Raw genomic sequence first — 26,639 nt, 5'->3', positions numbered from 1 at the left:
TTACGAACAATCCGAAAGGGGTTGGGACAAAAGTCCCAACCCCTTTCAATTAGCTCTTACCAGAGATGTTTTTTTGCCAATTAACAGCTTACTTTAGCTTTTCAACCGTTGTTTGAATTTCTTGAATTAGCTCCGTATCCTCCAAACCAGTCACTTCCATGATGACAGCAGTTAAATCCTGATTAGCTAATTTTCCAGCTAATTCAACTGCCTGCGCGTCGTTTTCATCACGGTATAAGAAAACCTTAGCTGCGGTTTCAAGTAAGGCAGCATAATCTAAATCACGTGATTTGAGCTCACGGATTGGTCGAATAAAACGTTCGTCAAAGCCAAGCTTTCTGATTGGTGTACGCGCAACACGTGTGATATCATCCGAAATATATGGATTTTGAAAACGAGAAATAATTTTATTAATATACGCTTGGTGCTTTACTGAATCAAAACCCCATTTATTAATCACAAGTGAACCAGTTTCACCTAAAACTGCTTTGACAGCCGTTAAAACGCGTTCGTCTTTAATCGCCTCATCAATTGTCTTAAAGCCGTAAAAAGCCCCATTGTAAGCCACCGTCGCATGACCTGTATTGACAGAGAAAAGCTTACGTTCAATGTAGGGCAATAAGTCAGGCACATATTCAACACCCTTAATACTAATTTGTTTTGCCTTGCGGGCTGAGTCATCAATAACCCACTCATTAAAAGGTTCAACTGAAACAAATAATGGATCCTCATGCGACTGAATAGGGACAATTCGATCAACCGCTGCATTCGGGAAGCCTATATACTCGGCAACATAGGCTTGTGCTTGATCATCTAAAAAGGCACGTACCTTTTCAAATAAAAATTCAGAGCCACCAATCATATTTTCACAAGCAATTACATCAAGTGGTGTTTGATTGCCTGCTGCTTGGCGTGTCTTAATGCCTTCAGCAATTAATTCTGCGATAAACGGTAAAATATTAGGTCCAATCGCCGTTGTGACTAAATCAGCATCGGCAATCGCTTTTACAACTTCAGCCGCCTCAGTTTGATTATTCAAGCCATCTACATTAGCAACCGAAATGCGTTGATGATTTGCATCAGCAATTTCAACCTCATAGCTTTTTCTTTCTTTTAAAGCATCAATGATTGTTGAGTTGATATCCACAAACGTAATTTCAAATCCATTTTGTGATAAAACTTCTCCAATAAAACCACGACCAATATTACCTGCACCAAAATGTATTGCTTTCATTATTAATACTCCTTTTTTATTTAAGACGACCTCTTGACAAAATTGAATAATCACTTTATCAGCTTTCATAAAAAGCTTGTATCTATCTTTCAGGATTAAGAAATCATTCCAATCAAGTAACTTTAAGTCGTCAATGCTTGTTTATACTAGTTTGATAGACGTATATATACGCTATTAAATATTGAAATAAGACATAATTTCTGCTTCAGATTGTGCATCGGCAAGCTTTACAACATTATCAACATCCGCACAAAAAACGGCAATTTTTTGAATTAAATCTAAGTGTTCATTTCCGACGCCAGCAATCCCAAAAAGGACTGTTGCAATTTTGGAGTCGTCCGCTGTACCAAATTCAACACCATGTGGTACTTGAACAATCGTAATACCTGTTTTTTTAACCAGTGTCTTAGCCTCATCTGTACCATGAGGAATCGCTATAAAGTTCCCCATATAAACTGAAAGTGAGTTATTACGTTCAATCATCGCATCGATATAGCCGCTATCAATACAACCTGCTTTTAAAAGTACCTGACCACAATAACGAATGGCTTCATCCTTATCTGTAAAAGACTGATTAAGCTTGATCATATTTTTTTCTACAATACTCATCTAAAACGCTCCTATCATTTATTAACTTATATTAATTATGCCAATACCTTATTAAGTAATTGAAAAATAATTTCTTCATTACCTGAGTTATAAATCTCAGTATTCAATGGATTCTCAATAATTGAGCTACTAATCTTGCCCAGAATCGATAAATTGGTCTCTTGATTGGTTTCAGGTGCTAATAGCAATAATAATCGATCAATAATCAATGCCTCCTGATCCATTCCCTGAACCTTAATTGCTTTTTTTAAATCAAAAATCGCAAAATAAGGGTTGATGACTAGCTGACTAGCACTGTGAGCCAATGCAAAGCGTGTATTTGGAATCCCAATCGGTGCTTGATGATAGCGTTTAATTAGACCATCCGCCACTGCGACGTCATCTGAAATCACCTCTCGGCTTAGACGAGTGGCAATATACTTCAATGTGCCTTCAAATGAAGCAGGATTATCAATTTCCTCAATTTTAAAATTCTGCAAAACATAGGCGGATAGCTCAACTCTTTCAAATAATGAAGTTAAGCCCTTTGGCTCCTCTCTTTCAATTTGAAACTGCTTCATCTGCTGCTGCTTGCGATTAAAAAGTGTCGTCAACTCGCGAATTTCCTCATTATTCAGTGCTAATGAAATCAATTTATAATCATGCTCAAAGCCCGATAATAAAGAGGTTGATAATAAATAATCATAGTCAGCTAAATTTTGTTCATTGACGGTTGAAATAGCTAAAAAATCAACCTTTTTAACAAATGGGAAAAAACGTTTAAGTCGATTTACGACTAAGGTGCTCGTTATCTCATCATATTCTGAAATTAAACCAATTTTCATACCTAGTGGATTAGGATTAACATCTGTTGAAATTAGAAAATATAAGGCAATCAGAGCAATATTATCCTCAGTAAAAGTTTCGTTTCTAAAGAATAGCCTTAATTTTTTCTTAATTACCTGAACTAAGCCTTGATTTTCTTCATTCATCTGCGCAATTTGGGCTAAAATGGGATTTGAAAAATCTTGCTCATTAACATTCAAGCGAGTCGCCATTTGGCTAAATGTTGCAGATAAATTTGAAAATAATTGCGTGTCTAACTCAAAATTACCGTTTAATTCGTTACTGACTGCGGTCACAAACTCACGAATTTGATAAAAGCGCTGCGAATCAAATTGCGAATTAAAAATCGAGGGAACACCGGTTTCAACTAATCGACTCAATTTTAAAGCAAGCTGCGTAATTTCAAATAAATTGAACAGCTGGTGCGTCTGCTTGCCTACCTCAATATAAATTTGCTGTGCTAAATTTAAGCTTTCCTTATTAATTTCATGATGATGCTCAATCTGCAAGGAATGACCTTCACGAACTCTGAGAATAGAAACCGCAATTAATATCATCAAATATTTTTTATTATCATCTGATAGCTGATTAATGCCGAGCTTTTCAAAATGCTTGAAAATTTGCTTCAGCATCACTAAATCCTTTGCAATAAAATATTGAAGAAAATAGCCATTCTTCCCACCTTGCAGTTCTTGAAGATAAAAAAAGCTATAAGCGTTGATTTCAAAATTCAATATTTCAGTCACAATTTCACGAAGAACACTTTCATTCGTACTGATTGTAATATAGGGGCTTTTCTTCATAACAAAGTCTGGCATTTTTTGATATTTTTGCTCAATTTGTGCTAAATCAGTCAGAATTGTATGATTACTAACAAAAAATTCATCGGAAAGCTGCTCGACCGTCATCTTTTTCTTATAAAGAAAATATTGTAAGACAATGATGTGCTGTCGTTCAGTCTGAGAAAATTCTAAATCATTTTCAGTCCGTGTCTCTGCGGCCTCTTTTAAAAGCTTGAGTTGTGCCTCACTTGCTTCGATAACATAATGATGCTTAGAACCCTTTAAAAAAGCAATATCTGCCTCTGACAAGGTTTCAGTTAGAACGGCTAGCTCACGATAGACCGTTCTTTTAGAAACCTTCAATAGATTAACCAGCTTATCAATTGATGCACCCTTTTGACTCGCTAAAACTTCTCTTAAAATTAATTTCTGCCTTGGTGTTAAATACATTGTCATAACCTCCATGACCCTATTTTAACACTTTTCATTATTTTAAAGCATTAGCAAGCGCTTGGTATCTCGGTGTTGTAATCAAACTATCTACCGATAAATGTTGCGCATTTGGTGCATATTTCTTTGCAGTTTCAGTCAAGGTATTTTTAGTTATGATTAAAGCACTTGAATCATTTGGTAACTGCTTAAACTCGGCCTCAGTAATTGGTATATTGATACCCTGCTCTTTAAAAATTGAGCTTAAAACCGAAATTCCCATCGTTGTAGAGCCTATTCGCTCATCGTGCGCAAAAATTACTCGACTAACCGCTTTAAATTCATCTGAAATTACAACTTTTTCAACTGCGGCTTGAGGTGCTTTTTCACTGACCTCCTGATTCGATAAGCGGGCAACAATTTCATCATATTTAGGCGAATTCAAAAAATTGGAAACTGAAACGTGTGCAGCACTCGGTGTTTTGACCTTAGCGCGATCTGAAAGCTCTTCTTGAGTCACAATTAGAGTATTATCTGAATCACTTAGAGTACTGATAGCTTTATTAGTGACATCAACCTTCAAGCCAGCTTTTTTGACCTTATCTCTTAAAATAGAAGCACCCATTGCCGAGCTACCCATACCCGCATCACAAGCAAAGATAATATGTTTAATATCTCCCATTTCATCAGATGCTGTATCTGCGCCCTTTGAAACTGATTTGGCTTTGGAAACTTGTTCCTGTGCTTTAGCAAAATCATCGTCCATTGTTTTATCGCGCTTCAAGATGACTGCGGCTACCAAAAATGAAACAATTGTTGCTGCGGCAACACCTGCAAGTACAGCTAAAATGTTACCTAAGCCCTTAGGTGAAGCCATACCAAGAATGGCAATAATAGAGCCTGGACTAGCAGGGGCAACCAAGCCACTACCAAGAATATTATTAACAAATGTTCCTGTAACTCCACCAGCAATAACTGCGCCAAATAAAGCAGGCTTCATCATGACATATGGAAAATAAATTTCATGAATCCCACCGATAAAATGGATAATTACCGCACCCGGTGCAGTTGCTTTAGCGGACCCCTTACCAAAAAACCAAAATGCCAACAGAACACCTAGACCAGGACCAGGGTTAGCTTCTAATAAGAAAAGTAAAGATTTACCAGCATTTTTAGCTTGTTCTAAGCCTAATGGCGTTAAAATACCATGATTAATCGCATTGTTTAGGAATAAAATCTTTGCTGGTTCAATAAAAATATTTGCTAATGGGATTAAATGTGCACTGATTAGGAAATCAACACCCTTCGCCATTAAATTTGTCAAGCCTTGAACAACAGGTCCGATACCCCAGTGTGAAAATAAGGCTAGACCAAAACCAATCAAGCCTGCTGAAAAATTATTAACGAGCATTTCGAGGCCTGCTTTAATATGTGGTGTCACCATTTCATCAAACTTTTTAATTAGCCAAGCCCCTAATGGACCAATAATCATTGCACCTAGAATCATTGGAATCCCAGCGCCAACAATCGCACCCATTGCAGCGATTGCCCCAACAACACCACCCCGTTGCTCGTAAACATTTTTACCAGCCGTATAAGCAATTAATAATGGAATAAGGTATGATAGCATTGGTGAAACCATTTCTGCAAAATTCTTATTTGGAAAGAAACCATCAGGTATAAATAATGCCGTCAAAACACCCCATGCAATCAGCGCTGGAATATTAGGCATGACCATACTACTCAATGCACTTCCCAGGCGTTGTATCCGTACCTTTAAACTCTTGCCATTTTCCATAATAAAACCTCCTTAAGGTCATTTCTTCTACATTTATTATTGTAAACGGTTTCAAATCCGAAGTTAAGCCCAAGTTTGTCACATTTTTTTGTGTCATCCCTAATCCTTGCTCAAGCACAGTTCTTGATAGGCTAAATCGAAAAAATCGGTAATCATAACTTTTAAACTTTATTTTGATATATTTGATAATATTTCCAAACAATAGGATTGAAAAAAAACTCATTTAGAGTTAAAATTTAAAACAGATTAAAAAGACATGAGCGTACAAGATAGTTTAGCGAGTAGATGGTTGGTGCAAATCTACCTATGGAAATACGACTTACCACTTTTTAAGTTTATGCAGACTCAGCATTATGAGCAATGAGATGGAGGTTCGCTTCCAAATTAGGTGGAACCACGTTAAGACGTCCTAATAGCTAGATGGCTATTTAGGCTTTTTTTTTGCCATGATGGCATGTGCTTTAGCACATAGGGCTACTTAATTGATTCAATAAAAGCCCTTCCAGCATGGTATACTTGAGCAGCCATACTTACAGTATCACCTTTACCTTGATGACAAGCACTCTCAAAATCTGCGCAAATTTCATGAGCTGCAATGCTACTGTTTAAACATTAATGATATAAAATTCATAATTCTTATATCATTAAACGTCTTTTATCAAAATTTATAAAACAAAAAAGCTTTAATAATAAAGGAGTAAAAATGTTAAAAATCACTTTTCCAGATGGTGCAGTTAAAGAATTTGAAGCACCAGTAACTGGCTTTGAAATCGCTCAAGGCATTTCCAACTCACTTGCCAAAAAAGCATTGGCAATTAAATTCAACAATCAGCTAATTGATGTTGACCGTGAAATTTTAGAAGATGGTACAATTGAAATTGTGACACCTGACCACGCTGATGCTTTAGACGTCCTACGTCATTCTGCTGCCCATGTCATGGCACAAGCCTTAAAAAGACTGTATCCAAATATCCATTTAGGTGTTGGACCAGCAATTGAAACCGGCTTTTACTATGATACCGATAATGCAGACGGTCAGGTAACAGATGAACAGCTTGCTGATATCGAAGCTGAAATGCAAAAAATTGTTCGTGAAAACTTCAAGACAGAACGTAAGGTTGTCTCTAAAGCAGAGGCCCTTGAAATTTTTAAGGACGACCCTTATAAAGTCGAACTCATTCAAGATTTACCTGAAGATGAAACTGTTACAACTTATACGCAGGGTGAATTTACCGACCTTTGTCGCGGACCTCATATCCCTTCTACTGGTAAGCTACAGGTTTTTAAATTATTAAATGTTGCTGGTGCCTACTGGCGCGGTAAATCAGAAAATCCAATGATGCAACGAATTTATGGTACCGCCTTTTTTGATAAAAAGGCATTAAAGGATTTCCTACAAGAGCTTGCTGAACGTAAAGAGCGAGATCATCGTAAGCTTGGCAAGGAATTAGATTTATTTTTCACCAGTCAAGAGGTCGGCTCAGGTCTTCCTGTTTGGTTGCCAAATGGCGCAACAATTCGTCGTACAATTGAACGCTACATTGTTGATAAGGAGCTGGCAGCAGGCTATGAACACGTATATACGCCACCAGTATCTAACCTAAATCTCTACAAAACCTCGGGTCACTGGGATCATTATCGTGAGGACATGTTTCCACCAATGGATATGGGAGATGGCGAACAATTAGAACTACGCCCAATGAATTGCCCAAGTCATATTCAGGTCTACAAACATGAACCACGCAGCTATCGTGAATTGCCATTAAGAATTGCTGAGCTTGGTATGATGCACCGCTATGAAAAATCAGGTGCCCTAACTGGTTTGTCGCGTGTTCGTGAAATGACCCTAAATGATGGGCACACCTTCGTTGCACCGAATCAAATTGAGGATGAGTTTAAGGAAATTCTAAAACTAATCATTGAGGTCTATAAGGATTTTAATATTACTGACTATCGTTTCCGTCTTTCCTATCGTGACAAGGAAAATACAGAGAAATACTTTGAAGATGACGAAATGTGGGAATTGGCTCAAAAGCAATTAAAAAATGCCGTTGAAGATCTAGGAATTGATTATTTTGAGGCTGAAGGCGAAGCAGCCTTCTATGGTCCTAAATTAGATATCCAAACAAAAACGGCACTCGGTGGTGAAGAAACGATGTCTACCATTCAAATTGACTTTCTCTTACCAAAACAATTTGAATTAGAATATATCGGTCCAGATGGTGAAATGCACCGACCTGTAATGCTTCATCGTGGAGTTGTTGGTACGATGGAACGCTTCACTGCTTATCTAATTGAAATGTATAAGGGTGCTTTCCCAACCTGGCTGGCACCAACTCAGGTTTCCGTGATTCCAGTTTCTTTAGATGCGCATTTTGATTATGCCAAAAGCATTAGTGACACCTTAAGAAAAGCTGGTGTTCGAGTTGACTTTGACAAGCGCAATGAAAAAATGGGCTATAAAATTCGCCAATCACAAACGAAAAAAATTCCATATCAATTAGTCGTTGGCGATAAAGAACAAGAGGATCACACTGTTAATGTGCGTCGCTACGGCTCAAAGGAAACTGAAGTTGTTGCAGCTGAAGCATTCATTGAACGCATTCAAAAGGAAATTGAGAATAAATCAAGAAAATAAAACTAAAAAGGACAAAGCGAACCTAGAGGTCTGCTTTGTCCTTTTTTCTGCTTAGCACTACCATGAAACAATTCTGTTTTCACGATAAAACAACGCCTAACGCGTGCTTTTGGAATTCTTTCCGACAAACATCCAAACTAGGCATATATGACATAAAAGGCAATCATCCGAAGACAACTGCCAAACAACTATATTAATTTTAGTCAAATCAGTTCGATCCGACATAGAGCCGTTTTTCAATAATTCAGCAGCTAAGCTTAAAACGCCCTAGCATTAGGTTGATTATAGCCATAAGCTTCAAAGAAATCCTGCCTAAACGCGAGTAAATCATCATTTAAGATAGCTTCTTGTACCTGTTGCATTAGATGAATCAAGAAATATAAATTATGATAGCTCGTCAGACGAATGCCAAAGGTTTCATCACACTTAATTAGGTGGCGTAAATAAGCCCTTGTATAATTCCTACAGGTATAGCAATCACATTTCGGATCTAGTGGACTAAAATCTTCAGCATATTGCGCATTTTTAACCACTAGGCGACCTTGCGAAGTCATACAGGTGCCATTTCTTGCAATTCTAGTTGGCAAGACACAATCAAACATATCAATCCCACGAATCACACCATCGATTAAAGAATCAGGTGCGCCAACGCCCATTAAATAACGTGGCTTGTTTTCCGGCAATTCAGGTGTGGTAAATTCTAATACACGGTTCATCTCAGCTTTAGTCTCCCCAACCGAAAGCCCGCCAATCGAATAGCCGGGAAAATCCATTGATACTAAATCTCTAGCTGATTGCTTGCGCAAATCCTTGAATCCCGCACCTTGAACAATACCAAATAAACCTTGACTTGCCGGATTGCGATGCGCGAGTAAACCACGCTCAGCCCAGCGACTCGTCCGCTCAACCGATTGCTTAACATAATCATATGGATGATGATAGTCAGGACATTCATCGAAGCTCATCATAATGTCGCTGCCTAAATTATTCTGAATTTGAATGGCTTTTTCTGGTGATAAAAACAATTTACTACCATTTAGATGATTTCTAAAATGGACACCCTCTTCTTCAATTTTTCGCATATCTGAGAGTGAAAAAACCTGAAACCCACCTGAATCTGTCAGAATTGGCTGATCCCAATTCATAAATTTGTGCAAACCACCCGCTTTTTGAACTAATTCATCCCCTGGTCGAAGCCACAAATGATAAGTATTGCTTAAAATAATACCTGCACCCATCTGCTTCAATTCCTCTGGACTAATAGTTTTAACTGTCGCCAGCGTGCCAACAGGCATGAACATCGGTGTTCTAAAGGTACCGTGTGGTGTTTCAATTTCACCCAATCTTGCACCCGTATATTTTTCTTTTTTAATTAAACGATATTTAATTGCTGGTTCACTCATATTGCCTCCTACAAAAGTAATCATACTTTGCTTGATTCAAAAAATTAAAAATCAACAAGTCTAATCATAAGCAATTTTGTTATTAAATTCAATCTTTATCACGATAAAAATCTAAAACCAATTAATTTCATATTTTAATTATCTTTGGATTTTAAAACAAATTAATACTATAATAAGTCTAGGAGGAGATTATGAAAATTAACAAAACAACAAAAGAATTAAAAACAGAAGCAAAGGCTGTGCTATCAGTTGATACCAAAAATAAGATCTTATTATTCTTAATTCCAGTCATTTGGAGTATTTTTTCATCCATTCGTTCAGGACAAATCAGTACTGATCAAACACTTTATTCCGCAAATATTGGTGCAAACTATGATTTTAGTGTTTTTGCCAATCCGGGTAATTATCTAAGCTTGATTGTTTCAATACTAATTTCATTTGTGACTACCGCGATTATTTTTACCTATATGGATGCCTTTAAAAATCCAGAGCTTAAAATACATCCAATTAATTCATTTAAAGAAAAATTAAATGGCCCATTTTTAATCAAAGTTTTTGTGACTAGTCTATTATTGTTTGTTTATCTGATGCTTTGGGCATTATTGCCAATGGTCATTGGCATTGTTTTTATCGCTATTGGTGCAAGCGGGAGCGGAAATGTAGCCTTAATTTTTCTAGCAATTATCGCATTTCTTTGCGTATTTGCGGTTTTAATTAATCGTTCTTTTGCCTATTCTCAAGCCTTCTACATTTATCACGATCACATTAAGCGTGGTGATCAAACTGTTTCGGCAAGAAAATTAATTAAAGAAAGTGTTGCATTAATGAAAGGTGAAAAAATGAATTTATTCATCCTAGAAATTAGCTTTATTCTTTGGATACTTTTAGTTTTATTCACGTTCGGATTAGCTTCAGTTTGGGTAACACCTTATCTAGAAATGACTCATATTGCTTTTTATAACGATATTAAAGCAATTAAAGAAATTGATACTTTTTAAGTATTGTCAATTTGGAATTAATAAGTATGAGATTAAATAATCATAAAACGAGGCATGGAAAAATCCAGCCTCGTTTTTAATTTGCTTAATAATGACCATATTACAATGTCATCACAGCTTTTTAGTTAGTCTAAAATATTTTGATATAATTTTTGATAGCTTTGACTCGCCAAATTCCAACTAAAATCAGTAGTCATCGCTTGTAGCTGCAATTTACGCCAAATTTTTTGATCGGCTTGATAGAGGTCAACAGCTTTATCAATTGCTTCCTTAAAGCGATAGCTTGAAAATTCAGCAAAGCCAAAGCCTGTTCCCTGCTGAGACACAGGATTATAGGGAATCACAGTATCCTTTAGTCCACCCACTTCATGAACAACTGGTAGTGTTCCATAGCGCATTGACATCATTTGTGACAGTCCACAAGGCTCAAAGGCACTTGGCATTAAAAATAAATCACTACCAGCGTATACCTCCTGCGCCAAGGCTACATCAAAAGTAATCAGGGCAACAAATTTATTTGGATATTTAGCTGCATAATACTCAAACTCTGATTCAAAGCGCAAATCACCTGTACCAATTAGAATTAACTGAATGTCATCTTGCATTAAGTAATCTAACTCATCAATTAGTAAATTAAAACCCTTTTGATAAGTTAAGCGAGAGATGACTGAAAGCAATGGCACATCGGCTCGAATTGGCAAACCAACCTTTTCTTGAATCCAAGCCTTATTCTTAGCCTTGCCAGCCAAAGCCTTACTTGAAAAGTGATATTTTAACAAGGAATCCGTCTCTGGATTAAGCAGCTGATAATCAATACCATTCGTAATGCCAGATAATTTGCCAGCTTCCATTCTTAAAACAATATCTAAGCCACAACCAAATTCTGGTGTCTTAATTTCCTCTGCATAGCTTGGTGAAACCGTATTGACTCGACTCGCATACAAAATCCCTGTTTTCAACCAATTAAAACAGTCTTCCCAGCGAGCAGTACCGTCATCATAGCGCTCAGTGCCAATTCCAAATAAATCCGACATAGATTCTCGACTCATCTTACCTTGAAATTCAATATTATGAATTGTGAGTAATGATTTGATATTCTGGTAACGATTAATCCAATGATACTTTTCCTTTAATAAAAATGGTACTAAGGCTGTATGATAGTCATTAACATGAATTAAATCAGGAATGTAATTAATTTTTTCAAGCATTTCAACAATAGCAAGCTGAAAAAAAGCAAATCTTTCACCATCATCGTAATAGCCATAAACATTTTCACGATTAAAATAAAACAGGTTATCAATAAAATAGTATTGGACACCAGCTAGTGTTAATGTTTTAATGCCACAATATTGTCGACGATAACCAACCATAACCTCAAAATTAGTCACATCCTCAACTTGATCCTGGTAAGCAGCTGCAATTTTTTGGTAATATGGTAAAACAACACGAATTGTCTCACCTCTTTTAGCTAGCTCCTTAGGCAAAGCACCCGCGACATCACCCAAGCCACCTGTTTTGATAAATGGTGCACATTCACTTGCTGCGAATAAAATTTTCATAATTCCTCCAAGCTCTCAATCATCACTTTTCACAGTAGGATTTTAATCATACTGTTACATTCTCAGTAACCACGCTATTCTTTCTAATCACAACAGGCTTATCCTCGGTTCCTGAAATCTCAACACCCTTTTCAACGACTACATTCTTATCAAGAATCGCATATTTAATTTTAGCATCTTGATGAATTTTTCCACCGGGAAAAATAATACTATGATTAATCGAGCTACCAGCATCAATCTGGTTATTTCGCGAAATAATTGAGTTGACAACCTCGCCTTCAATAATTGAGCCAGAAGCAAATTGAGCATTCCTGACTACACTACCCTTCGCAAAATAAGTTGGTACTTCATTTTTTACTTTGGTAAAGACACGATTATTTGAATAAAGTAAGGCATTAAATTTGGCTGAATCTAACATATCCATATTGGCATCATAATAGGATTTGACATCATGAATTGGTGTCAAGTAACCGATATATTCAAATGCCTCCGTCTCTTCAGCTTTTAAGATGCTAGGTAAGGCTGCTTGTAGACTGAGTGGCGCATCCTCACTATAGCTTTCAAATTTTGCTTCAATGGTATTAATCAACCAAGCGGTATTAATAATATAAATCCCAATGCCAAAATTTACCTTTTCCTGAATATCAATTTGTGGATCAAATTGATGCGTATCTGCCACTAGCTGCTTATCTTCTTTTAAAGAAAGGATCGTGTGCGCCTCCGACAGATTTTCTGGAGTCATTTTTTTATATAGTGCAGAAATATTTTTTCCGTTTTTACGATGTAGATCAATAAAGGGTTTTAAATCAATATTAGCAACAATATTTGAGGACATCATGACTGTAATTTCTGATCCAGATTTTTTTAAGAAGTCCAAAATATGTGTCGTATAATTTTTACCCTGTGCTCGTCTGGATTCAAATTGCTCATAAAAGCCCATGAAATAGCGATGAGTTAAATTATCCAAGCCCCACTCCTTACCAGAACCAATATGATCCAGCATCGAGGTAATTTGATAATGATGAAGGGCAAGAAAGACTTGACGAATATTGGCATTGGCTAGGCTAGAGAGCTGAAAATCAACAAGACGATATTTACCGTCAAAAGGAATCGTTGCGAGCGGTCGTTTTTCAACTAATTCGTCGAGGCCCTTATACTCAAAATAATTACCGATAATAGCGCATACCTTATTACTCTTCATCTCGATCCTCCCCTAAAATTTCACCATAGCCTACGACCTCAACCACTTGATCACCAATTAGAACCGTATTATCCCCAATAATCGCATTTTCACCAACAATCGCCCGTTTAATCACTACATTTTTACCAATTGAGGCACCGGTCATAATAAAACTATCTTCAATCACACTGCCCTCTTTAACTTGGACATTCGTAGATAAAATGGAATTTTTAACCGATCCAGAGACAAAGCAGCCATCCACAATTAAAGAATGGTCAATATTTGCTGTTTCTGTAATGAAATTAGGTGGTGAGATTAAATTTTTTGAATAGATTTTCCAGCTTTTTTCGCGCACTTTTAAGTCATTGTCAAGATCAATGAATTCCATATTAGCTTCCCAGAGTGAATCAATTGTCCCAACGTCCTTCCAGTAGCCATCAAACTCATAGGCATAGACATTTTCACCTGCCTCTAAGAATGCTGGAATTACATTATTGCCAAAATCACTCATATCAATCTCTGTTTTACTTGCATTCACTAGCATTTCACGTAAGCGCTGCCAATCAAAAATATAAATTCCCATCGAAGCATTTGTTGATTTTGGTACCTTGGGTTTTTCTTCAAATTCAACAATTCGACCGTTTTCATCGGTATTCATAATACCAAAGCGACTCGCTTCTTCAATTGGTACATTTATCACCGCAACAGACAAAGAAGCATTGTTTTCGATATGCTCATGAAGCATTTCTTCATAATCCATTTTATAGATGTGATCACCAGACAAAATCAAAACATACTGCGGATTAACCGAATCAATGTAGTCTATATTTTGGTAAATCGCATGACTGGTGCCTTCGAACCAACGATTGCCTTCTTGAGCAGAATAAGGCTGTAAAATTGTCACACCAGCATTGATACCATCTAAGCCCCAGCCCGCACCATTACCAATATGTGAATTTAGTGCAAGCGGCTGATACTGAGTAACAATACCCACTGTATCTATTCCCGAATTTGTACAATTACTAAGTGCAAAATCGATAATTCGATACCTTCCCCCAAACTGAACTGCTGGCTTAGCAATATTTTTCGTCAGCTTACCTAAACGTGTGCCTTGCCCTCCAGCTAAAATCATTGCTAACATTTCTGTACTCATAATATGCGGTGTTTAACACCTAGCCCCCTCGCCAATAAATTCAACGACACATTATCGCAGTTATTACAACAAATAAAATGGCAAAAATAACTGATTAGATACATAATTATCAGTTCAAAACCTTACATCTTGAGTATATCATAATTGAATAAAAATATGAGTTATTTTTTAATTTTTTCAATAATATTCTTAAAATATATCAATAAATTAAATTTTTATTCGTTATTATTGAAAATATACCATTTACTAATTATAAATACTTTTCAATAATTACTTTGCTTAATTAATCGCATTTACAGAACTAATTAATCTAAAAAAGCAGAATAAACATTTGTGAATATTTTGTTAAAAATAAATATTTTTAATTTTAATTTTTTTTTAATAAATAACACTTACAATCAGATAATCAAATTTCAACAATGAAAAAACGGATATTATATTGAAAAAATAAATTAAATAACAAAAAGCCGTAAAAATTAATTAATAAATATTAACTAATTTAGTTACGACTTCTCATATAGTAGCATTATTCATTTATTTTAAGCTGCAATTCAACCTTTTGATTTTCCCGATCATCTTCTTCAAAATTGAATTTACCAATACGATCAGCAAAATTCATTTCAATATCAGGACGATAGCTTTTTTCGACTTCTCTGACAAAGTGTAGTTTTTGAATTTGTGATAAAATCTTATCGAGGTCTGACTCATCAACATACATCAGCGCATATTTTAATTTACGTGAGATATAAAAAACCTCACCAAACCGCTTTAGATTTTTTAAAAAACGCGGATTGTAAAAATAAATCGCAATTAAACGTCGTTGATTAATTGACATGACATTTTCCATGATGACCTCCCTTCTTAATTTGGAAATTAGTCGTACTAACCTCAATTGACTCCGAAAAGCAGCTTGCAATTGATGCTAAACAGCTGTCTAAAACAGCTTGAAATTCATATTCAGCAAGCTTTAAATCAGCTGTATCAGCCTGTAAATCAAGCTTTCTTTTTTGTCGAATTAAGGTTAGCTTTTTGGCCTTTAATTCTGGACGATATTTAAGATAAGCCTCCTGCTCTAAGAATTGATTTCGTTCAAGCTCGAATTGATGAATTTCATTTTGCAATTCCCGATTGGATAAAAAATGTTTTTTGGCTTCAACCAGCTTTTGATATTGCCCATTTTCTTTAAGACTATCAATTAATTCATCAACTAATTTTTCCATTTCTATTGTTTCTTCATTATAAATTAACATAACTCCAATATACCATTTTTCACTTTCTCTAAAAAGTAAAACATTATAAACAAGCAGCTAATCCAATTTTTTAAATTGATAGGGCAGCAGCTCTGCCATTTTAACTCGCTTGATTGTCCTATTTTTGCTAATTAATACAATTTCAGTTTCTGGCTCAAAAAACTCAAACATCACTTGTCGGCAGGCACCGCAAGGACTAATCGGTTGCTCGGTTTCGCCATAAATATAAAGCTTGGAGAACGCCTGCTCACCTTCACTAATTGCCTTGAAAATTGCCGTTCGCTCAGCACAGTTTGTCAGCCCATAAGAAACATTCTCAATATTGCAGCCTTGGTAAACCGTACCTGATTTTGAGACGAGTGTTGCACCAACTTTAAACTGGGAATAAGGTGCATAGGCAGATTGGCTCGCTTGAATTGTTAAATCAATTAATTCGTTAATAGGCAGCATCTGAAACTTGTCCTTTCATAATCGCGACACCGGCTGAAGTACCGATTCGAGTTGCACCTGCTGCAATCATCGCTTCGGCATCCGCTAGAGAATAAATACCGCCGCTTGCCTTAACCTGTGCATTATTGCCAACCGTAGCCTTCATAAGCTTAACATCTGCTAAAGTGGCTCCACCTGTTGAAAAGCCAGTTGAGGTCTTAACAAAATCAGCACCTGCCGAAACAGCTAATTGACAGGCTTTTATCTTTTCAGCTTCACTTAAAAGCGCTGTTTCAATAATCACCTTGACAACCGCTTTGCTGGCAACTGCTTCAACAACTGCTTCAATATCCTTTTGAACGGCTCGCTCGTGTCCTGTTTTTAACGCACCGATGTTGATTACCATGTCTACTTCATTAGCGCCGTTGATTACTGCATTTTTCGCCTCATATGCTTTTGTTTCAGAGGTATTTTCTCCGAGCGGGAAGCCAATCACTGTACAAACCTTAACTGGTGAATTCTTAAGCTGCTCTGCCGCATAGCTAACCCAAATTGGGTTAATACAGACACTGGCGAATTGATATTGCCGAGCCTCATTAATAATTTTCAATATTGCTTGTTCATTGGCATCAGCTTTTAAAAGCGTATGATCGATATATTGATTAATTTTCATAATAATAATTTATAACACTGATTAACTCAGGCTATTACTCGCTTTCTATAATTTTAATAATACTTGGATTGGATTTAGAGTAATCAGCAATCTGAACTGCACACTCAAGCTGTTGATTAATAAGCTGACTAATTTCTTGATTGCTGTAAAGCGTCAGAATCGTTTCACCCTCTTTAATTGGAGCACCAACCTTCTTGGTCAAAACAATGCCGACCTCATTGTCAATCGTATCAGCCTTAGTTTGACGACCAGCACCAAGTTGCATTGCAATCTCTCCCAAAAGCAATGCATCAAGCCTTGAGATATAGCCCGATTTTTTTGCTGAATAAACAATTTGATAAGTCGTTGCTGCTGGTTTTAAAAGTGCTGCCTCCGTTCCGCCCTGCGCAACAACCATTTCAACCAGCTTATGATAAGCAGCGCCATTTGCTATATTCGCTTCTAGCTGGGCACGGTTAGGCACCTCACCTGCTAATTTCTGCATTAGCTCAGCTAGGTCTAAGACAAATTCTTTTAATTCTGGTAGGCCTTGATTTTTCAAGACAGCCACTGCTTCTAAAATCTCTAAACGGTTACCAATAGTTAAGCCTAACGGCTCACTCATATCGGTAATTACAGCTATCGTTTTACGACCAACCTGCTCCCCTAATTCAACCATCAAGCGTGCCAATATTTCAGCATTTTCTACATCTTTCATAAATGCGCCACTACCAATAGTCACATCCAATAGAATGGCATCACTACCAGCCGCTATTTTTTTACTCATAATCGAGCTAGCTATCAGTGGCATCGAGTCAACCGTTGCTGTCACATCACGTAAAGCATATAAGAGCTTATCCGCCTTAACCAACTGCTCACTTTGCCCAATAACAGCTAAACCAATCTGATTGACCTGGTCAATAAATTGATTGGTCGTTAATTCAGTTTGAAAGCCGGCAATCGATTCTAGCTTATCAATTGTACCTCCGGTGTGTCCCAGACCTCGTCCACTCATTTTTGCTACCGGTATGCCAAGGCTAGCAATTAATGGTACTAAAATCAGAGTTACCTTATCACCAACACCACCAGTGGAATGCTTATCCACCTTGATGCCTTCAATTGAAGCTAGATCAATTTGTGCACCACTAGCAACCATGGTCATCGTTAAATCAGTGGTTTCCTGCTTAGACATACCATTAAAAAAAATAGCCATTAATAATGCCGAAACTTGATAGTCGGGAATATCTCCTGCAACGTAGCCTTCAATCCAAAATTCAATTTCGGATTTTGTGAACTGACCACCACGTTTCTTTTTTTCTATTAATTCCAAAAAATGCATAAAACCCTCCGTTTTATTAAATGAAATGGACAAAGCCCTTTAAAAAATTGAATGATCAAGTCGCTTAGCAAAAACGGTCTTAAAATAGCTTTCAAGCAATATCATTAGTTTAATTGTTTAACGCTTTGCAAAATATAATAGCCTTTTTTCTTAGCCAATACGGTCACATTGCCAAAAACCGATAACATCTTCTCTTTGGCGCTTGGTGCACCTTGCTTTTTTTGAATGACAATCGTGAGTGTGCCATTAGGTCGTAAATATTGGATACTTTCTGCTAAAATTTGATGGACGACCTTTTTGCCTGCTCTGATTGGTGGATTGCTGATAATACCATCGAATTGACCAGTAATTTTTTCATATAGATTGGACTGCATAATCTCAACATTTTTAATCTGGTTAAGTACAGCATTTTTTTGTGCTAATGCAATGGCCCGTTGATTAATATCAATCATTGTTACTTGACATTCAGTCGTTTTAGCATAGGTCAAGCCGATTGGACCATAGCCACAGCCAACATCCAAAAGAGAACCTGCTTCATCTAAATTAAAATTAAGTGTTTCCAATAATAGCTGGGTACCAAAATCAACAGCAGTTTTGGAAAAAACGCCCGCGTCAGTATAAAAATGAAATGGCAAGCCTTTTAAAGTGACCTTTAACTGATGGATATCGTGCGCCACATCTGGATTCTCCGCATAATACATTTGCCCCATGACTAACTCCTCAAACTTTTGACTTTTGCCGCAATTAAAAAGGCAAGTAATTGATAGCCCTCTTGTGTAAAATGAAGCCCATCTTTTTGTAAAAATTCATTCGTTCCGGGATAGACCTTCATTTGATGATATATATCAATCGTCGGTAGCAGATGCTGATTACTAACCGCAAGTGTTATCTCTTTATAGGCTTCAACATTATGATTATTTCTATCACGCACATCCAGTCGTTGCTCATTGACTGCTGGTGGCGTTACCATAATAATTTGTCCAGCCAACTCAGCTACAATGAGCTCTAAGTTAGCCTTAAAATCGGCTGTTGATACTTCGTGATGTGCCGATGCATCATTTGCACCAAAAAAAACAACATTATAATCAGCATTCGCCATTTTAACAGCCGACAGACGTTTAACTGCATCATTAGTATCATCACCTGGAACACCAAATAATATTACCTCAGCCTCAAGCTTGTATTGATTTTTCAATGCCATTTCAAGCTCCCGCTTCAAAATATTAGTAGCTACCTGACCATTCCAGCCTGCTGTTATTGAATCACCAAAAATTGCTATTTTAATCATTACACACCTTCTCCGATTATTGTTAAAAGCTTATAAGATATTTTACCATATCAAACATCAATCCATGCAAAATTAAAGGAGATTCCAGCAATAAAGTAGCCAGAAATTAAAACAATTGCTTGATATTCGAATTTTTATCAATGAATGCTAAATTTCGACATAGATTATGTTAAAATACAAAGCGAGCGTTTACATTATTTTAATAAGCCAATCAACTTATGTTTAAAGAATAATTGACTTGATAGGATGGAAAAAATGGATGAATTGATTAATTTTGAAAAAATTTCTCGTGATGCATGGAGAGCTTTGTACCATAAAACAATTGCACCATTATCAATTGAGGAATTAGAAAACATCAAAAGTTTAAATGATGCAATTAGCTTGGAGGATGTTCAGGAAATTTACTTACCACTAATTCATCTAATTCGATTATATAAAAAAACTTATGAGGATTTAAATTTTTCTAAGGGCCTGTTCTTACAAAAATTTGAACCAAATCGCCCATTTATCATTGGGATTGCTGGCAGTGTTGCCGTAGGTAAAAGCACGACAGCAAGATTACTGCAAATCTTACTAACCAGATATTTCAAAAACCTAACTGTCGATTTAGTAACCACCGATGGTTTTTTATACCCAAATAAAGAATTAAGAGATCGAGGGATCTTAGACCGAAAAGGTTTCCCTGAGAGCTATAATATGGATTTATTACTGACTTTTTTAGATCAATTAAAAAGCGGCAAAAAAAGAATTGAATCACCCGTGTACTCTCACGAAGTTTATGATATTCTAAAGGATGAAAAACAGATATTAACTCAGCCAGATATTGTAATTGTTGAAGGGATTAATGTCTTTCAAAATCCAAATAACCAGCACTTATATGTCAGTGATTTTTTTGATTTTTCAATCTATGTCGATGCTGAAGAAAATCTCATCTACAATTGGTATATTGAACGCTTCAAGCTGATTCTTGAGCTTGCAAAGGATGATCCTCAAAATTATTATCATGAGGTTGCAAAATGGCCATTAAAAAATGCAATTGCCCTCGCGACAGATACCTGGAACACCATTAATAAAATTAATTTAATGGAATATATTCTGCCAACACGAAACCGAGCAGACATTATTTTGCATAAAAGTCAAAAGCACTATATTGATGCCATTTACTTGAAGAAATTTTAAAGGTACAATGATTATACTATGTAAATTTCAGGAAATATTTCCGAAAATAACATTATTTCTAATTTATCATGCTAAAGGAGTAAACATTGAGCAAGCTAAACACTGAAAAAATAATTGTTTTAGACTACGGTTCACAGTACAATCAGCTAATTACACGTCGAATTCGTGAATTCGGTGTCTTTTCTGAGCTATTGAGCCATAAAATTACCGCTGAGGAAGTTAAAGCAATCAATCCAATCGGCATTATCTTCTCAGGCGGTCCAAATTCCGTTTATGATGAAAATTCCTTTGGTGTTGACGAAGGTATTTTCGATTTAGGCATTCCAATTTTAGGGATTTGCTACGGTATGCAGCTGATTACTCATAAGCTCGGCGGCAAGGTAGCCGCTGCGGCTAATGCTGGTAATCGTGAATATGGTCAGTCCAAATTAACACATACTAAGGATTCATTACTCTTTAATGGTACGCCAGAAGAGCAGGTTGTCTTAATGAGTCATGGTGATGCGGTTACCGAAATTCCAGAAGGCTTTGTAACAACTGGTGTATCTCATGATTGCCCGTTTGCCGCCATTGAAAATACTGAACGGAATATTTTTGGCATTCAATTCCATCCAGAAGTACGACATACAGAATATGGCAATGATTTATTGAAAAATTTTGCCTTCAATATCTGTCAAGCTGAGGGCAATTGGTCAATGGGTAATTTTATTGATCTAGAAATCGCTAAAATCCGTGAAAAAGTCGGCAACCGTAAGGTCTTACTTGGTCTTTCAGGCGGTGTAGACTCATCAGTCGTTGGTGTTTTACTACAAAAGGCGATTGGCGATCAGCTGACTTCTATCTTTGTAGACCATGGTTTACTACGTAAGGGTGAAGCCGATCAGGTCATGGAAACCTTAGGCGGCAAATTTGGCTTGAATATTATCAAGGTTGATGCTCAAAAGCGTTTTTTAGACAAATTGGCAGGTGTTTCCGACCCTGAACAAAAACGCAAAATTATTGGGAATGAATTTGTTTACTTATTTGATGACGAAGCCGCTAAGCTTGATGGTGTTGACTTTTTAGCACAGGGTACACTCTATACTGATGTCATTGAATCAGGTACCGATACCGCACAAACAATCAAATCGCATCATAACGTTGGTGGTTTACCTGAAGATATGCAATTTGAACTTATTGAGCCATTAAACACCCTCTTTAAAGATGAGGTTCGTGCCTTAGGTACTGCGCTTGGTATGCCTGATGAAATCGTCTGGCGCCAGCCATTTCCAGGACCAGGCTTAGGAATTCGTGTTTTAGGTGAAATCTCAGCAGAAAAGCTTGAAATCGTTCGTGAATCAGATGCCATTTTACGTGAAGAAATCAAAAATGCAGGTCTTGATCGTGAAATCTGGCAATACTTCACCGTATTACCCGGCACACGCTCAGTTGGCGTGATGGGTGATGGACGGACTTATGATTATACCGTTGGCATCCGTGCGATCACCTCTATTGATGGGATGACCGCAGATTTTGCCCGAATCCCTTGGGATATTTTACAAAAAATCTCTGTACGCATCGTTAATGAAGTTGCACACGTTAACCGTATCGTGTATGACATCACGAGCAAGCCACCAGCGACGGTAGAGTGGGAATAGATACAGGCGCTTCAAACCCTTGTCATACCAAGGGTTTTGAAGTTCTTTTTCTGGTGTGGCACAGTTGTGGCACACTATTTTTTTAGCTTAAAATAACTAATTTTTACCGTAAGCTGTTTTGATGAATTGATTACTACTATAATGCTTAATTTTGGTATCTTTACTTGTCTTTCGATTAACAAAGCCACTTAGGTGATCAGCCACCTCAAAATTACTGTTTGGATACAAGTGACCGTATGTTCCTAAAGTGGTTTGAATATCCTCATGCCCTAATCGCTCTTTAACAATTAATGGATTTTCTCCCATACTAATCAAAAGTGACGCATGCGAATGACGTAAGCCATGAATTCTGATTCGATGAACTTTTGCAGCTTTTGAGTAACGATTAATCGCGTAAGCAATCGTTGATTTTTGTGTGGGGACACCATTGTAGGATAAAACAAATTCCGATTGACAATTGGTTGTTTGAATCTCGAACCACTCTTGCAAAATGTTTATTGTATCCGTATCTAAGGCAATTGTTCGATTACTAGCTCTCGTTTTAGGTTCAGTAAAGTGGTAGTTATCGACATTTTGATAAAACAATGTTTTATTAATAGTCAATGTCCGCTTCTCAAAATCAATATCCGACCACTGAATTGCGGTTGCTTCACCCACTCGCATACCTGTCATGAACAAAAACCAAATTGCGACAAATTGAAAATGTTGAAAATAGTCTCCCAGATAAATCTTAGCAATGACTTTCTCAAATTCTTCTTTCGTCCAAAAATCAATTTGACTCTTTTCTTTCTTAACATTGCCAATCACTTTAGAGGGATTTTCTGGCATTAATCCTAAAAGAATCGCTCGATCAAAAGCAATCGATAATAGACCTTGTATTGACCGAACATATTGACTTGAACATTTTTTTCGAATTTTAATCTGCCATTCTTGCAAAACTAATGGTGTAATTTCATCTAAATTCATTTTGTAAAAATAAGCAAAATGTTTATTGATAGACTGTTTACGATTAAGATAGGTACTCTCTTTCACTCGTGTTTTGTACCAAGGCACAAAAATATTTTGAGTGAATTCTTGAAAATTCATATGCTTAGATTCTGATTCATCTGATTCATCAAATAAACCATTTTCAAAATCAACAAGTAACTGTGCATAGGCTTTATTAGCCGCAGCTTTCGTTCTAAAGCCACTCATTCTTTTTTGAACCCGTTTACCTGTTTTCGGATCAAAACCTAAACTTGCTCGAAATTCATACGTACCATTGGAACGTTTATTGACTTTAATCATTTAAGTTTCCCTTCTTGATTAAAGTAGTGCCATCTGTTGTGCGCAATAACCGTAACTCTTCTTGGCTAAATTTTATGCCTAATATTTCCTCCACTGCTTCAACTGGAACTCGACCTAATTTCTTTGTTTTATAAAAACCAAACCCTTTTTCAATCATCAAATATTTTGCTTGACGAATAATATCTCTTGAAAAAGAAGGCCCATAACCCAAAGCCATTAAATCACTTCGTGTCATCGTTTTTATCATAGTGCTCCTTTCTCGGTCGAGTCAATACAATATCCATCTATTATTTTATCGCTTTATAAGACGAAAGCAATTATTTTAAACGTTTTCTCCATCTATCAGCTGCTTTTGTCAAAAGCACATAGGTCTTTCACCTCTCCCCAAGTTTATGGCGAGCCTTACGGAAGTATCATTATCCTACTTATAATTCATCGCATTAATCTGACTAGATTAATCCATTCTAGAAAATGATTCGCTCCAAGTAAACACTTATCATGGCGTAACTAGAACATGGCTTATTATAAGTAGAATGTACTGATAGACATTTATTCAGTTTTCAAAGTACAAACTGGCTATTTGTTAACAGCCCACGAAAATCATTAATTATTTTAATAATTTTCATTGGCCGTTAAAATGGAAAGGGATAATTAATTTATCTAGTAACATCAAACTTTAATACCTTCTCTATCAATTTTGTTTCTAGTTGCCTTCGCATATACTCATCAACATAAATTAATTCCTCACTATCATTTTCGTACCTATTTAATGATGATAATTTTAGAATATAACTACGATATCGTGTTAATACGTATTGCATGGCAATTGGATCTCCTTTTGTTGCAAGTCTAATAATTCGAATCGGTAACAAGGAATATTGGGAAAACTTACTCATAATGTTTTTCCTCCAAATATCGCCTCATTTCCTTAATTGCCATCTGGCGCTGGTACCAAATCCCACTGACACTCATATGATTTAATTCAGCGATTTCTCGATCATTAAAACCATAGAAGTAAAAAAGCAAGATCACCTCACTTTGATTTTCGGTTAGCCGATTAATTGCGTTAAATAGGAGCGGATCAATAATCGTAATCGTGCTATTTAACATCTTCAATTCAAAACTATTTTCCAGACTACTATCTTTATAGCTCAGTGCATTTATATTTTCTTCTGATAGTAACGAAAACGATGTTTGATAGGCTCTAAATCTTGCTTTCTGTTTTTGAATATTTCTTGCTTCGTTTCGAATAACCTTCTTACAATAACTATCAAATGTATGTTGAATGTGGGAATCATGTGAATTATTTATAATAATCTCCTCCTTAAAACTAGAAAATTTATCAATTTCCCCTTTCCACTACTACTACAATTTGAAAGACGAATTTTTTCGAAAAAAAAAAAATATTCTAAGAACTTTAGAATTCTAGGAATATTTTTTTAATATAATTATTATTTTTTGTATCAATCTCTTTATCATTATCAATAATTTATAATATTAATTAGTATGATTAACTTTTTTTTGAAAATAATTTAAAAGAATACCTGCTATTATAAGAGTTAGTAGCAGTGTCCCTCCAAAAGCCCATCGAACTCCATCCACAAAATTAATTGGAACACTCGAAATTCCTATCATTAGGGTATTAAAAAAAGATGCCCCAACCTGTCTTAAAGTATTATTTAAAGCAGTCGCATGATTCACTTGATTCTGAGAAACTTGTTTAAATGCTTCTGATGTCATTACAGTCATTAATAAACCTAATCCTAACATTCTAAAAGTGAATACAATGATAATTGAAGTAACAGAAGTTCCCTTTGACATATCCATCATAGGAAAACAAGAAGCAATTACTAAAATAATACCTAAAACTGAAATCCACTTCATTCCATATTTATCATACATTTTTCCGATAAAAGGAGACAATAATGACATAATAGCTGCTCCGGGAAGCATTAGTAAACCGGTATCCAAAGCAGATAATCCTAAAACATTTTCAGTAAATAGAGGTAATATTGTTTCAGTTCCCATTAATATACCAAAAATAATCATAATTGATATGGTCATATTTCTAAAACTTCTATTATTAAGAAGTCGAATATTTAACAGGGGACTAATATTGGGATTCAATTGACGCATCACAAAGTAAGTAGAAATTATTAGCCCTATGATTAGCAAAATTAAAGCCAATAAAGGATTTGTTAAAAAAAAAGAAAAACTAGATAAAAGTAAACCGAAACCTAAAATTGAAGATGTAATCGATAAAATATCAATTTTAATATCTTTTACTTCTGAATAATTGGGAAGGAAAAAAAATCCCAAAATAATTATCAATATTGTTACAGGCAAAGTCATTGAAAATAAAGTATGCCAATTGAATTTATTCAAAATAAATCCAGATAATGTTGGACCAATTGCCGGAGCAGCAGAAATAACTAAATTAATGTATCCTATTACAATCCCTCTTTTACTCACAGGAAATAATTTCAATAATAATATTTGTGTAAACGTGACGATTATTCCACCAGAAGCTGCCTGAATAATTCTTGCCACCAAAACAAGAGAAAATGTATTGCTTACTGATCCAATTATTGTTCCTATTAAAAAAAGAAAGGTACTGCTTAAAAACAAAGCACGATTCCCTATTTTTTCAAATAATAGTGCAGAAATTGGTGTTATAATCCCTAAGGTCAAAACATAACCTGTCGTTAACCACTGAACAGTGTTCAGATTAACATTTAGAGTATTCATCATTAAAGGTAATGCTGTTACCATTAAAGTTTGATTTAAAGTTGCTGTAAAAGACATTATTAATAAAATAATCATTAAAAAAGTTCGTGAATTATTCGATATTGTTTTATTCAAAAAAAGTATCCTCCAAATTACAATTCATTAATTATTAAAAAAAAGAGTTAAACTATACACTCTTTTTTTATGAAATATTAGTCTAATTATTCTCAAAAAATGTTGAGA

At 35.9% G+C, this 26,639-nt stretch carries 24 protein-coding genes; 4 read left to right on the top strand and 20 right to left on the bottom strand.

Translation table 11 applies throughout. From position 1 onward, the window contains the following. Window positions 1–88: 88 nt before the first annotated feature. The 4 genes from HOY35_RS01245 to HOY35_RS01230 all read right to left on the bottom strand — a co-directional run bounded on the left by HOY35_RS01245 (window position 89) and on the right by HOY35_RS01230 (window position 5,677). Window positions 89–1,234: a mannitol-1-phosphate 5-dehydrogenase gene (locus HOY35_RS01245; RefSeq protein ID WP_172210203.1), complete on the bottom strand. Its 1,146-nt coding sequence runs from the start codon at window positions 1,232–1,234 to the stop codon at window positions 89–91. A 174-nt stretch (window positions 1,235–1,408) separates the two neighbouring features. Further along, window positions 1,409–1,843 carry a PTS sugar transporter subunit IIA gene (locus HOY35_RS01240; protein WP_172210202.1) on the bottom strand — a complete coding sequence of 145 codons (435 nt, stop codon included), beginning with the start codon at window positions 1,841–1,843 and terminating at the stop codon, window positions 1,409–1,411. A gap of 35 nt (window positions 1,844–1,878) precedes the next feature. After that, a complete protein-coding gene (locus HOY35_RS01235) occupies window positions 1,879–3,906 on the bottom strand; it encodes a PTS sugar transporter subunit IIA (protein WP_283770030.1) in 2,028 nt (675 codons plus the stop codon). A 31-nt stretch (window positions 3,907–3,937) separates the two neighbouring features. Next, on the bottom strand, window positions 3,938–5,677 hold the full coding sequence (locus HOY35_RS01230) for a PTS mannitol-specific transporter subunit IIBC (RefSeq protein ID WP_172210200.1): 1,740 nt from the start codon (window positions 5,675–5,677) through the stop codon (window positions 3,938–3,940). 703 nt (window positions 5,678–6,380) lie between these two features. On the opposite strand from HOY35_RS01230, the gene thrS reads away from it, so the two are divergent. After that, window positions 6,381–8,315 carry a threonine--tRNA ligase gene (gene thrS / locus HOY35_RS01225; protein ID WP_172210199.1) on the top strand — a complete coding sequence of 645 codons (1,935 nt, stop codon included), beginning with the start codon at window positions 6,381–6,383 and terminating at the stop codon, window positions 8,313–8,315. Between the two features lie 257 nt (window positions 8,316–8,572). Here thrS and tgt read toward each other — a convergent pair whose 3' ends face one another. Continuing rightward, window positions 8,573–9,718, bottom strand: a complete 1,146-nt coding sequence (gene tgt, locus HOY35_RS01220; protein ID WP_172210198.1) for a tRNA guanosine(34) transglycosylase Tgt — start codon at window positions 9,716–9,718, stop codon at window positions 8,573–8,575. A 191-nt stretch (window positions 9,719–9,909) separates the two neighbouring features. On the opposite strand from tgt, the gene HOY35_RS01215 reads away from it, so the two are divergent. Continuing rightward, on the top strand, window positions 9,910–10,716 hold the full coding sequence (locus HOY35_RS01215) for a DUF975 family protein (protein WP_172210197.1): 807 nt from the start codon (window positions 9,910–9,912) through the stop codon (window positions 10,714–10,716). Window positions 10,717–10,841: 125 nt separating this feature from the next. Here HOY35_RS01215 and glgA read toward each other — a convergent pair whose 3' ends face one another. From glgA to HOY35_RS01165, 10 genes are all read right to left on the bottom strand, one after another. Next, window positions 10,842–12,275: a glycogen synthase GlgA gene (gene glgA, locus HOY35_RS01210; RefSeq protein ID WP_172210196.1), complete on the bottom strand. Its 1,434-nt coding sequence runs from the start codon at window positions 12,273–12,275 to the stop codon at window positions 10,842–10,844. Between the two features lie 46 nt (window positions 12,276–12,321). Beyond that, window positions 12,322–13,476 (bottom strand): glucose-1-phosphate adenylyltransferase subunit GlgD, encoded by a 1,155-nt coding sequence (gene glgD, locus HOY35_RS01205; protein WP_172210195.1) that lies wholly within the window; start codon window positions 13,474–13,476, stop codon window positions 12,322–12,324. After that, window positions 13,466–14,608 carry a glucose-1-phosphate adenylyltransferase gene (locus HOY35_RS01200; RefSeq protein WP_172210194.1) on the bottom strand — a complete coding sequence of 381 codons (1,143 nt, stop codon included), beginning with the start codon at window positions 14,606–14,608 and terminating at the stop codon, window positions 13,466–13,468. The genes glgD and HOY35_RS01200 overlap by 11 nt, the downstream gene beginning before the upstream one ends. A gap of 526 nt (window positions 14,609–15,134) precedes the next feature. Then, window positions 15,135–15,455, bottom strand: a complete 321-nt coding sequence (locus HOY35_RS01195; protein ID WP_172210193.1) for a YlbG family protein — start codon at window positions 15,453–15,455, stop codon at window positions 15,135–15,137. Next, window positions 15,433–15,858 (bottom strand): YlbF family regulator, encoded by a 426-nt coding sequence (locus HOY35_RS01190; protein WP_172210192.1) that lies wholly within the window; start codon window positions 15,856–15,858, stop codon window positions 15,433–15,435. Before HOY35_RS01190 ends, HOY35_RS01195 begins: the two co-directional genes overlap by 23 nt. Window positions 15,859–15,915: 57 nt before the next feature. After that, a complete protein-coding gene (locus HOY35_RS01185) occupies window positions 15,916–16,305 on the bottom strand; it encodes a cytidine deaminase (RefSeq protein ID WP_172210532.1) in 390 nt (129 codons plus the stop codon). Beyond that, window positions 16,295–16,960 carry a deoxyribose-phosphate aldolase gene (gene deoC / locus HOY35_RS01180; protein WP_172210191.1) on the bottom strand — a complete coding sequence of 222 codons (666 nt, stop codon included), beginning with the start codon at window positions 16,958–16,960 and terminating at the stop codon, window positions 16,295–16,297. Before deoC ends, HOY35_RS01185 begins: the two co-directional genes overlap by 11 nt. Before the next feature lie 34 nt (window positions 16,961–16,994). Further along, window positions 16,995–18,278 carry a pyrimidine-nucleoside phosphorylase gene (locus tag HOY35_RS01175; protein ID WP_172210190.1) on the bottom strand — a complete coding sequence of 428 codons (1,284 nt, stop codon included), beginning with the start codon at window positions 18,276–18,278 and terminating at the stop codon, window positions 16,995–16,997. Between the two features lie 104 nt (window positions 18,279–18,382). Continuing rightward, window positions 18,383–18,988, bottom strand: a complete 606-nt coding sequence (locus HOY35_RS01170) for a class I SAM-dependent methyltransferase (RefSeq protein ID WP_172210189.1) — start codon at window positions 18,986–18,988, stop codon at window positions 18,383–18,385. A 2-nt stretch (window positions 18,989–18,990) separates the two neighbouring features. After that, complete coding sequence (locus tag HOY35_RS01165; protein WP_172210188.1) at window positions 18,991–19,566, bottom strand: GDSL-type esterase/lipase family protein; 576 nt, start codon at window positions 19,564–19,566, stop codon at window positions 18,991–18,993. 255 nt (window positions 19,567–19,821) lie between these two features. Between HOY35_RS01165 and coaA the strand changes: the two genes are divergently transcribed. After that, window positions 19,822–20,745: a type I pantothenate kinase gene (gene coaA, locus HOY35_RS01160; protein WP_172210187.1), complete on the top strand. Its 924-nt coding sequence runs from the start codon at window positions 19,822–19,824 to the stop codon at window positions 20,743–20,745. 86 nt (window positions 20,746–20,831) lie between these two features. After that, window positions 20,832–22,382, top strand: coding sequence for a glutamine-hydrolyzing GMP synthase (gene guaA / locus HOY35_RS01155; protein WP_172210186.1), 1,551 nt, complete (start codon window positions 20,832–20,834; stop codon window positions 22,380–22,382). A gap of 96 nt (window positions 22,383–22,478) precedes the next feature. Here guaA and HOY35_RS01150 read toward each other — a convergent pair whose 3' ends face one another. The 5 genes from HOY35_RS01150 to HOY35_RS01130 form a co-directional block, all read right to left on the bottom strand. Next, window positions 22,479–23,669 carry a site-specific integrase gene (locus HOY35_RS01150; protein WP_172210185.1) on the bottom strand — a complete coding sequence of 397 codons (1,191 nt, stop codon included), beginning with the start codon at window positions 23,667–23,669 and terminating at the stop codon, window positions 22,479–22,481. Further along, window positions 23,662–23,913: a DUF3173 domain-containing protein gene (locus HOY35_RS01145; RefSeq protein WP_172210531.1), complete on the bottom strand. Its 252-nt coding sequence runs from the start codon at window positions 23,911–23,913 to the stop codon at window positions 23,662–23,664. The genes HOY35_RS01150 and HOY35_RS01145 overlap by 8 nt, the downstream gene beginning before the upstream one ends. 412 nt (window positions 23,914–24,325) lie before the next feature. Beyond that, entirely contained in the window at window positions 24,326–24,565 is a 240-nt protein-coding gene (locus HOY35_RS01140) for a helix-turn-helix domain-containing protein (RefSeq protein WP_172210184.1), read from the bottom strand. Beyond that, window positions 24,558–24,779 (bottom strand): RNA polymerase sigma factor, encoded by a 222-nt coding sequence (locus HOY35_RS01135; protein WP_249641458.1) that lies wholly within the window; start codon window positions 24,777–24,779, stop codon window positions 24,558–24,560. The genes HOY35_RS01140 and HOY35_RS01135 overlap by 8 nt, the downstream gene beginning before the upstream one ends. Window positions 24,780–25,166: 387 nt before the next feature. After that, a complete protein-coding gene (locus HOY35_RS01130) occupies window positions 25,167–26,531 on the bottom strand; it encodes a DHA2 family efflux MFS transporter permease subunit (RefSeq protein WP_172210182.1) in 1,365 nt (454 codons plus the stop codon). Between the last annotated feature and the right edge of the window lie 108 nt (window positions 26,532–26,639).

The organism is Enterococcus sp. MMGLQ5-1 (assembly GCF_013155265.1).
Classification (GTDB): domain Bacteria; phylum Bacillota; class Bacilli; order Lactobacillales; family Streptococcaceae; genus MMGLQ5-1.
Note: the sequence above shows the minus strand (reverse complement) of the source record. Positions and strands in the feature narration are given on the sequence as shown.